Genomic DNA, 12,242 nt, shown 5'->3' with positions numbered 1-12,242 from the left:
TCCGGGACGACGACGGGGGGCGGCGGGAGCTGGACGCGGTGGCCGCGAACGTGGCGCGCCGGCTCTGGGCCGGGACGTACGCCGACCTCCTGGACGCGGCCCCCGAGGGCCGGGGAGATACGGAGACCGCCCGCGCCTGGTCGGCCGCCGTCGCCCTGGTGCTGCCGCCCGAACCGCACCCGGTGCTCGCCGACTTCCGGTACGCGGGTGACGCCTTCCGCGACGCGGTGCGCCGGGTCGCGGATCATCTGCTGGCGGCGGAGGCCGGTGCCGAGGGCGTACGGGCGTCGGTCGCGGAACTGGCCGACACCCTGCGTACCGGTCTCGGCCTGGCACCGCGCTGGACCGTGCCCGCGGGCGGGTCCACGAGCGGCGACGCCGCGCCGGAGCGGCCCGCGCTCCAGTCCCGGCCGGGCGGCGACCTGCCGGACCTGGACATGCCCGATCTGGACCTGCCCGACCTCGGCCAGGGCCAAGACCAGCTCCCGGACCTGGACATGGACGTGGACCTGGGCGCGGACGTGGACATGGGCATGGGCATGGACCTGGAGGGGGACCTGGGAGGTCTCGATCTGTCCGGTGGCTTCCCCTCCGCCCTGGACAGCCTCGACCTGGATGCTCTGGACGCCCTGGGAGGCATGGACGCCCTGGGTGACCTGGGCGATCTGGGTGACCTGCCCGACTTCGACTTCACGTTCGGTCTGCCCGTGCCCGCACCCGTCGGGCCGGGCGCGGACGGCGGACAGCCGGTGTACGCCGTGCCGGCGGCCCCGCCCGCCCGGCCGCTCACCACGTTGCCCGCGCTGACCCTCGTACCGTTCGCACCGCAGGCCACCGGGCCCGACGACAGTGCCGAGCGCGGGGTGGAGCGGCTGGCGCACCAGGTCGCCCGGACCGCGCTGCGCAACCGGCGCAACCGGGTGCCGCTGCCCAGGATCGACATCGCCGGCTACGGAGCCGACGCACGGGGTGCCGGCACCGCGCGCGACCGGGATCAGGCCGCCCAGGCGCAGGGCGATCTGCGGGCGCGGGCCACCCATGACCTGTTCGTACGCAAGCTGGATCACGCCCTGCGTACCCTCCAGGCCAACCTGCCCGCCGGGGTCACGCCGCTGCGGCCGCAGGACTTCACGATAGCCGCGCGGGGCCGGAGCCGTGTGCCGGGCCAGGGCGCCACCGTGGCCCTGGCCGGGCAGATCGGCCGGGAGGAGCTGGGCCGCCAGGCCACCATCGGCGTCACATCACCGCGCCACGCCGCCGCCCTGGACGCCCTGGACGCGCTGCGCCGCACCGACCGGGACCTGCGCTCCGGGCCCCTGGACGTGGACGCCGTCGCCCGCCGGATCTGGCACCTGGGGCCGTCCGTGCTCGTCGATCCGGAGATGCGGCGGGACCTGTACACGCTGACCGGCCGGGCCCTGGCCGCCGGGCGGGCCACCGGCCTGGCCGCGCTCACCGCCTTCCACCTGGAGGAGCAGGGCCTGCTCGCGGACGACCGCGCCCGGCACGTGACGGCCGGCGGCGACCGGGTGCCGGGCCTGAACTGGACGGGCGCCGAGACCGCCGGGATCGACGCCCTGTTCGTGGACCGGCTCACCACCGGCCCGACGGGCGCACCCGCCCCCACCGGAAACGTGGACATCGCGCCGTGGCCGTGGGACACCACCCCGTACCCGGTGCTGGCGGACGGCAGCCACGACCGGGTGACCGCGCAACTGCCGGACGGCACCACCTGGGAGCTGGACGCCGACGAGTTCGCCGAGCTGGTCGCCGCCGACCTGACCCGCCACCCGCTGACCGAGCGGGCCCCGATCGTGCTGGCCGTTCCGTCCGCCGGCGACCGCTACCTGGATCTGCCGCGCAAGCTCGCCGAGCGCACCGGCCGCACCGTCTGGGTCCACACCGGCCCGGCCCAGCGCAACCCCGACCCGACCGCGCCGAACACCATTGCCGTGCTCCACCGGGACGGTCTGCCGGACGGCACCTGGCTCCCGGTCCGCCCCGGCCTGGCGCCGGACCCCGACGACGACGCCCCGGCCTGGCACCGCGAGGTGCTGACCCAGCCCATCGTCGGCTCCGGGACCGGCGAGCAGATCGGGCGCAGCTTCCACCAGCCCGCCGAACTGGTCGGTGAACGCGAGAGCTACCGCGACCTCGACCGGATGTCCTTCTACGTCCACTGGGACGCCGCGACCAACACGTACTCCGGCAAGCTGCCGATGCGGGACCCCGGCCCGGCGAACAAGGCCTACCGGCTGGCGGGCCACGGGCTCCCGGGCGGGCTGTCCCTGCCGTTGGCCGACGGCAGCAGCCGGATCGTGGACCGGGACGAGACGACCGGGTGGCTGCGGCGGCGCAAGAGCCTGGCCAGCCTGCCGCAGGACCACTGGGTCGACCTGGTGATCTGTCACTCCGGAGCCCCGGGGCAGGGCTCCGCGCAGGACGTCTCCCAGCTCGACGGCGCACTGCCCGCGCCGTTCACCGTCGATCCGCTCGGCGACGACGCTCTCGCCCTCGGCCAGCACCTGGCGAACCAGCTGCGGCGCACGACGCGGCTGTCGTACTCCTCCCAGGGCGTGGTCCGCTTCGGCGACGGCCCGGTGCGGGTGCTGGCCACCGATGCCCAGGGGCGCCCCTGGTGGTGGGAGACCAGCCGTCCGGAACCGGACGACGCGGAGCTCGACCGGCTGGCGGAGCAGGCCGGTTTCGAGGGTGAGCCGTCCCCGCGCGTCCGCTCCGAACTGCTGCGCGTGGTCCGTGCGTTGAAGCTGGTCGTCGGCCCGGACGTTCAGCTGGCCGACGACTTCCCGGCGCTGGTCGCCGGGGCCGCTGCGGTCGTCAACATGTGGTTCGCCGACCCGGACCTCCAGCCCACCGGCCCGTTCTGGCCCCAACTGCTCAGTCGGGTGATCGCGGCGCACCCCCTCGCCACGGGCGGCGTGGACGCAGACGTCACCCGCGAGGTGCTGGCCGACGCGGCGAAGGCGTGGCGGAACTCGGGCGGCGCGCTGCCGGTGAGCGACTTCGTGACCCTGCCGCAGCTGCGTGCGGCGGCGGTCTGGCTCGCCGACGGGGCGACCGTGGACCGGGCGGCCGTCGACGCGCTGCGGCTCGCCGACCCCGCCGACGCGCCCGCGCACCGGACCCGGATGTTCTGGGCGCGGGTCCGCGCCGAGGAGACGCTGCCCGGCCCCGGCCCGGCCGCCGACGCGCTGACCGTACGCGCCCTGCGCCTCGACCCGGCCGCCCCGCTGGACGACGCCCTGCGCGAGCGGGCCCGCGCCCTGCTCACCCAGGGGTTCGCGGCGGGCCGGAACATGGCCGACCCGGATGTGGTGGGCGCGTACGCCGTCGAGGCGGCCGGCGCCCTCGCGGGGCCCGCGCTGCTCACCTCCATGGGCGGGGCGTTCGGGTCCGCCCGGGACTGGCGCGGCCCCGCGACCCTGCTGCCCGGCCTGGACAGCTTCCGGGTCGCGGACACGACGGTGGACGCGCCGTGGGCCGGGCAGGACGCGGACGGCGGGGACCGGCCGGTGCCCTACGCCGTGCGGGCCTCGGTGGACCTGGAGGACAGCGGCCAGGTCCAGGTCACCGTGGGCGGGGTCTCCTACCGGCTGTCGGCCGCCGAGTTCGCCGAACTGCTGGCCGCCGACACGGAACTGCGGGGGATCCAGTCCGCCACGCCGGTCCTGCTGCTGCTCGACGGGCTCAGCGGCCCCACCCCGGAGGTCGCCGAGACCGTCGGCCGTAGGCTGGGCCGGCCCGTCTGGTGGAGTACCTCCCCGGTCGAACTGTCCGCCCCGGACGCCGCCGAGGGCGAACTCCCCGTACTGGCGCCCGACCTCTCCACGCTGTCCGAGCCCAGCGCCACGGACTGGCGGTTCACCGCACCCGCCACCCCCGACCTGGGTGTGCCGCCGGTGTCTACTGCACCGGCACCGGGCCCCGGTGCGCCGACTCCGGCCACCAACAGCGAAACTGCCGCCGACTCTGCCCGGAACCCCGATACCTCTGCCGGTCCCGCCGGGACCCCCGACCCTTCTGCCGGTCCCGACCGCAACCCCGATACCTCTGCCGGTCCCGTCGGGACCCCCGCCCCGTCTGCCGGTCCCGCCCGGACCCCCGACCCGTCCGCCGACAACTCCGCCCGGAACCAACGCAGTTCTCTCGGCGACCCGATGGAGGGCGTCGAGTCCACCTCCGTACCCACAGCCCCCGCGTCCCCCGCCACGCCCGTCACCCCCGCCTCGGTGAAGGCTTTGCAACCGCTGCCGCCCCGGACCCTGGTGGCGTTCGGGCGGGACGAGACGAGCCCCTCCGCGCAGGGCGACCGGACCCTGGAGCTGCTCGCCGCCCAGGTCGCGGCCACCGGTCTGCGCAACCGGCGCGCGGGCGCGTCGCTGCCCCGCGTCGAGGTCACCGGCTACGGCGCCGACATCCGCCCCGACCGGGCGCCCGCCGGTTCGCCCGCGAGGCGACGGGCCACCACCGCGCGCCACCGCTTCACCCGGCTGCTGGCGAACGAACTGGAGCGGCTGCAAAGGGATCTGCCGGCCGACGCACCCCGCCTGACCGACCAGGACTTCGCCGTCGTCGTCAAGGCCATGGCGCGCGTGCCCGCCGACTGGGTGGGCACCGGCGCCCTCGCCGGGATGAGCCGGGCCGAGCTGGGCCGGCAGGCGACCGTGGTCCTTCACCAGCCTCCGGACGCGGTGGCGGTGCAGCAGCTCGACAGCCTGCGCCGCCGTGACCGCGCGCTGCGGGGCCGGCCGCTCGACGTGGACGCCATCGCCCGTCGCGTCCTGCACCCGGCCCCCGGGGACACCGTCCAGCAGGACACCAGGCAGGAGCTGTTCGGCCTGGTGGGCCGGGCCACGGCGGCCGGACGGGCGACCGGCCTTGCCGCGCTGGCCGCGTACCACCTGTCCGAGCTGGGCGTGACCGCGCCGGGCCGCGCCCAGCACTTCACCGTGGGCGGCAGCCGGGTACCGGGCCTCAACTGGGGCACGAGCGACGTCACGGGGCTCGACACCACCCAGGGCGACCTGCTGGAGGCCGACCCCGCCGGAGGCTACGACGTCGTCAGCACCTCACCGGCCCCTTGGCCGAGGGGCACGACTCCCTACGTGGTGGCCGCCGAAGGCGGGTACGACCGGGTGGCGGCGCGGCTCCCGGACGGCACCGTCCGCGAACTGGGCATCGAGGAGTTCGTGGAGCTGGTCGCGGCGGACCTGGCCCGCGAGGCGCTGCCGCCGGACACGCCCGTCGTGCTCGCCGTGCCGTTCGCCGCCGACGGCTATCTCGACCTGCCCCGCAGGCTCGCCGACCGGACCGGCCGGACCGTGTGGGCGCACAGCGGCCGCGTCACCGTCGAGTCCGCCCCCGGGGAGGCGAGCACCATCGACGTCGTCCGCACCCCCAAGACCCCCCGGGGCGACTGGATCGCCAGCGCCCCCGGGCTCGGGCCGGACGCCGACGACGACGCGCCCGACTGGCACCACGACGTGGTGAGCCGCGCCCTCGTCAGCGCGCTCAGCGGCCGGCAGATCGGCCGGGCCTCCCACCACCCCGCCGAGTTCGCCCGGGACTTCGAGGACGACGACCGCCACCTGGACCGGATGGCGACCTTCGTCCACGACCACCCGGCCACCGACCGCGTCTCCGGCGAGTACGACCTGCCCCGGCCGGGCCCCGAGGACCGCGCGTACCGGCTGGACCTGCACGGCTCACCCGGCAGTCTGACGCTGGCCCTGCGCGACGGCACCACCCGCGCCGTCGACGAGCGGGAGGCCGGACCGTGGCTGCGCCGCCGCAAGAGCCTGACGACCCTGCCCGATGACCACTGGGTCGACCTCGTCGTCTGCTGGAGCGGGGCGCCCCGCGACAGCGCCGTGCCGAAGCCGAGCACCGCATCCGACGCCTATGCCGGGCCCTTCGTCGCCGACCCACTGGCCTCCGTGTCCATGGGCCAGCACGTCGCCAACGCCACCGGGCGCGCGGTACGCCTGGCCTATGGCTCCCAGGGCACCCGGCAGAGCAACGGCCGTTACCAGCGGACCCTGTTCGCCGACGCCCAGGGGCGCCGCCGGGCCTGGGCGCTGGCCCGCCCCGAACCCGCCGGGGACGAGCTGGACCGGCTGGCGGAGGTGGCCGGGATCAGCCCCGGCGACGGCGAGGTGTCGGACGAGATGCGCACCGGGACGCTGCGCCTGGTGCGGGCGCTGCGGATCACCCTCGGCCACGACATCGACGACGACCCGGGCTTCGACGGCCTGCTGCGCGGTGCGGCGGCGGTGGACCAGATGTGGCGCAGCGACTCAGACTTCGAGGAGGCCGGTCCTCTCACGCTGGACCTGCTGCACCGGGTCGTCGCCGCGCACCCGGAGGCCGCCGCCGGGGTGGACCGGCAGAGCACCCGCCGGGTGCTGACCGCCGCCGCCGAGCACTGGGCCCGCTACCCCGGCGACGGGCTCATCGGCTTCGTCGACCTGCCCGCGGTGGAGGCCGCCGCCCAGTGGCTGGCGGAGGGCGATGTGGCGGACGAGGCCGCCGCCGTTCTGCGCATCCGCACCGACGAGGTGGGCGAGGCGGAGACGTCCCGGCTGTTCTGGGCGCGGGTCAAGGCCGAGGAGACGCTGCCGGGGACCGGCCCGGCCACCCAGGAGTTCATCGCCCGGGTCCTCCACCTGGACCCGGACCCGGGCGCCTCCCACAGCCGCCGCACCGAGGCGCTCGACGTGCTCACCCGGGCCTTCGCGGTGGGCCGGGACGCGTCCGATCCCGACAGCGCGGCGGCGTACGCGCTCCAGGAGGCCGGCGCGTACGAGGACACCGCACGCGACACCGTCCAGGGCGCGTCCGACGGCACCGGCCGCGACTACACCGGTGGGCCGTCGCCGGATGTGGACCTGGCCCGCTTCCGTACCCCCACCGGACTGGAGGACGCACCCTGGGCGCAGGGGCAGGACCGTCCCGTCCCCTACCTGGTGCGGGTCGGGGCCGACGCGGACGACCCGGATCGCGTCGAGGTGTCCTGGAACGGCGACACCTACGGGACGACCGCCGACGAGTTCGCCGAACTCCTCGCAGCGGACACGGCATTGGCCCGCACCGAGCTGACCGTTCCGGTCGTCCTCGCCCTGCCGGGCCCGGCCGCCGACGCCGCCGATCTCGCGGACCGCATCGCCCGCAGGCTGGGCCGCACCGTCTGGTGGACCGGCTTCCCGGCGGACCTCTCGGGCACCGGTGATGGCGGCGACCCCGTGCTGACCCTGCACCCGACGGCCGACGGCGCCACCCCGGGGGCCGCCCCCTGGCAGCGGACCCGCCCCGCGCACCCCGCCTCGGCCGAGGACGCACCACGCCCCGTCCCGGCGCCGCTGCCCCGTTCCGCCGGGCGGGCCGCCCGGACCGAACCGACCGGCCCCGACCGGGCGTTCGCCCCGGCGGACGACGCCGCCCCGGCGAGAGACCCGCTGCTCTCCGACGCCACCCGGCTGACCGACGCGTCGGGTGCCACGCGCGGCCGCGACTGGACCGGCCTCGCCACCGGAACCGTCGGCATCTCCCGCATCCACGTGCACGAGGAGCGGAACGGCGTGCTGCGGCAGGTGTCGGACGAGCCCGCGCCCTGGGGCGACGACGCCTACGTGGTAGCGGCCGAAGGCGGCTACGACTCCCTGTTCGCCGACGGCCGCGAGCTGGACGCGGAAGAGGTCGCGGAGCTGCTGGCAGCCGATCCGGCACTGGCCCGGCTGGCGCCGGACGTCCCGGTGGTGCTGGCGAGCCCGTACGCGGGCGCGCAGGGCGGGCGGCTGGCCCGTGCCGTGGCGGAGCGGCTGGGCCGCAGGGTCTGGGCCCCCAGCGGGGACGGGCGTCTGCTGGACGCGGCGCGGGGAACGGGTATCCGGGGCGCGGGAACGGGCACGGACCCGCAGGTGCTCTCCCTCGTCGACGCCGACCCGAACGACGCCTACGGAGACTGGGTGCCGTTCGGCCCGCCCGCCGAAGGCACCCCGCCCGCCGAGGACCGCGCGTGGGTCACGGTCGACGGCATCCGGTTCCGGGACAGCGACGTGGACACCCGCCCCCTGGTCGGCGCCGACCACCGTTTCGAGGGCCGCGAGTCCATGCCGGACGACGGCCGCAGGCGGCTGCGGGAGCGGCGGCTGCGCCGGTGGCGGGAGATGCGCGAGCGCACCCACGTCCTCCGTCTCGGCGACGCCTACCACCCGGTCGGCGCCGAGGAGACCGCCCCCGACCCCGAGGCGTCCGTCTACACCTTCCACGCCCACGGCGTGCCCGGCGGCCTCAAACTCGTCCACCGGGACGGCCGGGTGCTGCTCCTCGGCGCCGAGCACGGCGGGCGTTACGTCGGCGGGCTGCCCGAGGTGGTCGCCCGCGCGGCCGGCGACGGGCTGCACGTCGCCAGCTGCTACGGCGGTGTGGCGGGCGACCCCCGGCGGGCCCAGCCGCTGACCCGGCCCGCGCCGCCGGTCGAGGACCCGCTGGAGGAGGTGGCGCTCGCCCAGCACGCCGCCAATCACAGCGGCCGCACCACCTCGGCCGCCACCGGACGCACCGGCTACAACGACACCGTCCGGCTGCTGGCCGCGACGCCGGACGGCACCCGGGCGCGGATGGAGACCTTCCGGCCCGAACCGGTGGACACGGCGGCGCAGGTGGCCGAGGCCGCCGGGCTGCGCCCCCTGACCCACCCCTCGGGACTCGCCGCCTGGGACCGCGAAGGGCCGCGCGCGCTGCGGCTGGTCCGGGCGCTGCGGCAGGTCTTCGGCGCGGACGTCGAGGCCGACCTCGGAGTTCCGGGCGGCCGGCACGAGCGGCTGCTGCGGGGGATCGGCGCACTGGAGAACCTGCGGGCGGCCGACCCGGACCTGGCCCCGCACACGCCGCTGCGCCTGGAGTTGTGGGAACTGCTCGCGGCGCCCTCCCACGGATCCGGGCCGACCCCGGCCGCGTACGAGGCCGTACTCGACCGGGCCCTGTCCGCACCGCCGGACGCCCGCCTCACCCAGGTGTGGGACACGCCCACCCTGCGGACCGCGCTGGACCGGCTCACGGCCGCCGACGCGGTGGCCGAAGCCACCGTACGGGCGGTGCTGCGGCAGCCCACCGGCCCGCTCGGCCCCCGCGACCGGGCCCGCGCGCTCTGGGCGATGACCGGCGCCGCCCGCCTGCTGGAGGCCCGCTCCGCCGCCGAGAACGAGGAGTCGGGGCGTACGGCGCTGCACCTGCCCGCCACCGCCCCGTGGGACGCGGCGGCCGAGGCCCGGCTGCGGGAGCTGTCCGAACAGGCCCTCGCCGCCGGACGGGACCCCGGCCTTCCGGGCGTGCTCGCCGTCTTCCACCTGGAGACGCTGGGCGCCTTCGCCGACGAAGGCCGCATCCGGACAGCCGACGGCTCAGTCCAGGGCCGTCATTGGGGACCCGTGCCGATCCCCGGCGGGCTCGACCCGATCCGACTCTCGGAGGCGGGGCCCGGCGCCGCGTCCGAGACCACGGAGCGATTCGCCCCGTGGGCCCAGGAGGGCTCCCTCGCCCCGTGGTTCGTCCACGCGGAGGCGGACGGCACCGGCTCCGTCGCCCTGCGCCTGCCGGGCGGTACCGTCCACATCGCACCGGAGGAGCTCTACGCCCTCCTGGAATCAGACCCGGAACTTCCGCTGACCCACCACCAACGCCCCTTGGTGCTCCTGGTGTCCGGTCTCGGCGCAGCCCAGCAGGCCGCCCTGCTGGGGGAGTTCGCGTCACGGAACGACCGGACCGTCTGGAGCTACGACGGCCCGCTCCAGGTCTCCGCGGGCGACGCGACACGGCCCGGCCGGGTGACCGTGCTGCCGAGCCCGGCGGCCGACCCGGACCCGGCCGCGCCCGAGCCCGCCGGCTGGCACCGGACCCGCCCGCGCCTGCCGTATGCCCCCGACCCGGGCGTCGATCAGTCCGCCCCCGACCCGTCCACCACCCCGGCGACCCCGGTGCGGTCCGCCGAGTGGAGCGCCGAGAACGCCCCGACCGCGACGTCAACGGGAGCGCCCCTGCCCTACGCGGCGGACGGGCGGTTCGACGAACGGTTCGCCGAGACGCTCGACGGCTTTCCGGTAGCCGCCGCCACCGGGCGGCACACCGTCTGGGGCTACGGCCAGGACGACCCGGACTTCCATGTGTTCGTGGCCGAGATCCCGTCGCTCGGCCTGCGCGGGGAGTACAACCCCGACGGCCCGTCCGCCGGAGGCGTCACCGGCATGGATGGGCAGATCTACACCGAGGGCCCGGCCTGGGACTGGTACCTGCCCGGTCGCGGCCTGGTCGCCTCCTCCCGTCTGCTGACGGTGCCGAGCACGGCGGACCAGCAGGACCCCTCTCCCGTACCGGTCGCCTGGCCCGCCACGGGACCGGTCCGCCCGACCCCGCCCGTCGAACCGGCCACCACCGCGGCGGACCCCGGCGCGCTGGCGAACAGCACCCTGCCCGACGCCCTGTGGCGCGACCACGACGGCCCGCTGTACCGCTTCAGCCCGGACGGGCCCGAGCGGGTCTTCGGCGAGGGACTCAAGCCGTACGGCCCCGAGATGGTGCACCTGATCGATCACGTCTACGGCGGCAGCGCCCTGGTCCCGGACACGGTCTTCGCGAGCACGACCGCGAACCGTCACTATGTCCGCGACAGCGCCCGCGCCAACCCGCTGGGCGCGCCCGCCCTCCACCGGCGCTACCGCTGGCGCTACGACATCGAGGCGCCCGGCGGAATCGACGTGAACGCCACCCTGGGCCTGGCCTCGCCCTTCCCCGACCAGGAGGAGGTGCTCTTCCCGGGAGGCGTCGGACGCCGGTACATCCGCGGCGCGCAGCCGATGGCGTACGGACTGCCGGTCGGACCGTACGTCACCAACCCGCACTTCGCTCCGGCCGTCGAGGACGCGGACTTCGCGGGCCCGGGGGAGCCGGGCGGTCCGCCGGTCCTCGAATCGTTCCCGGCCCTGTCACTGGACACGGACGAGGAGACGGACTCGGACGATGACCCGAGGCCGTTGTTGTCGCGTGACGATGACTCGGACGATGACCCGAGGCCGTTGTTGTCGCGTGACGACGACGATGACGCGGACGACGAGCCGAGCCCGCAGACGCCGGTGCCGGCCGCACCCGCTCCCGCACCCGCCGCCACCCCGGCCCCCGCCTGGGTCCTGGCCCGCGTCCGCTACGCGCAGGAGGCCCTCTCCTTCGAGCAGCGGCTGGCCGCCCACCTGGGAGAGAACCAGCTCGTCAACGACGAGTTCGGCAAGGTCGTGCGGTCGCTCTGGCTCATCGCTCTGCACAACCGTACGGACTACCGGCTGTTCGGCAGCGACAGCGGGGAGGACGGCGGTGCCGTAGGGACCTCGTACGAGAACCTTGTACGGGTCGTGGAGTCGGGCAACCTGCGCGAGCGGGTGACGTTCCTCTTCAACGGCGTCGCCAGCAATCTCGTCCCGCACCTGATGGGAGGCGTGGAGCCGCAGCATCCGGTGATCGGCGTGGAGCGCCGTGACCGGCACCGGACCGAGCAGCTCAGGCGTTACGAGCGTGAGCTGGCCGAACTCCGCGCGGCGGAGCTGGACCCGGAGGACGAGGCCCAGGAGCGGGAGGAGCTGGAGGCGATGCTGCGGACCCCTCTGCGCCCCCACGAGGTGGGGCCCGCGCTCAGCCCGGCCGAACGGCGCCTCGCGGTCCGGCAGGGAGCACTGATGTGGTCGCCGGCCGGTCAGATGTTCACCCTGCCGATGGCCGCGGACTTCCAGGCCCGCTCGGAGGAGTCCGGCGGCCTGGTGCTGACCGGCACCTCGGGCAGCGCCTACCGGATCGTCACCCACGTGGCCCGGCTGAACCGGCTCGCCGGGGTGCCCGTGGACCTCGGTCTGATCCGGGCCGGACTGGTGAGCGTGCTGGTGGGGGTGGGTCACCACAGCTTCCACGAGGTGATGATGGGCGCGCAGCACGCCCTGGACGAGATCGGCCCCTCGGCCGCCTCGGTCTACCGGAGCAACTGGGGCCGGTACTGGGATGTCCACCCGCTGACGGAGGAGGAACTGCGCACCTTCGTCGCCCGCGAGGGGCTGTTCCCGGACGAGCACGCCCGAGCGCTGCTGTCAGTTCTCCCGGCGGGCGACACCGGCCGTCCCGCCGACCGGCGGGACGGAGACGGGGATAGGGACGGGGGCAGGGACGAGGACGGGGACGGGGAATGA

General features: G+C 76.0%; 1 protein-coding gene (cut by a window edge). It reads left to right on the top strand.

Features of this window, described 5'->3' with window-relative positions:
* Positions 1-12,242, top strand: the 3' end of a protein-coding gene (locus ACH4UK_RS32800) for a lonely Cys domain-containing protein (RefSeq protein WP_398362321.1). It extends 19,210 nt beyond the left edge of the window; the window shows 12,242 of its 31,452 coding nt (coding positions 19,211-31,452); its start codon lies beyond the left edge, outside the window; its stop codon occupies positions 12,240-12,242.

The organism is Streptomyces sp. NPDC020884 (genome assembly GCF_044333935.1).
Taxonomy (GTDB): domain Bacteria; phylum Actinomycetota; class Actinomycetes; order Streptomycetales; family Streptomycetaceae; genus Streptomyces.
Note: the sequence above shows the minus strand (reverse complement) of the source record. Positions and strands in the feature narration are given on the sequence as shown.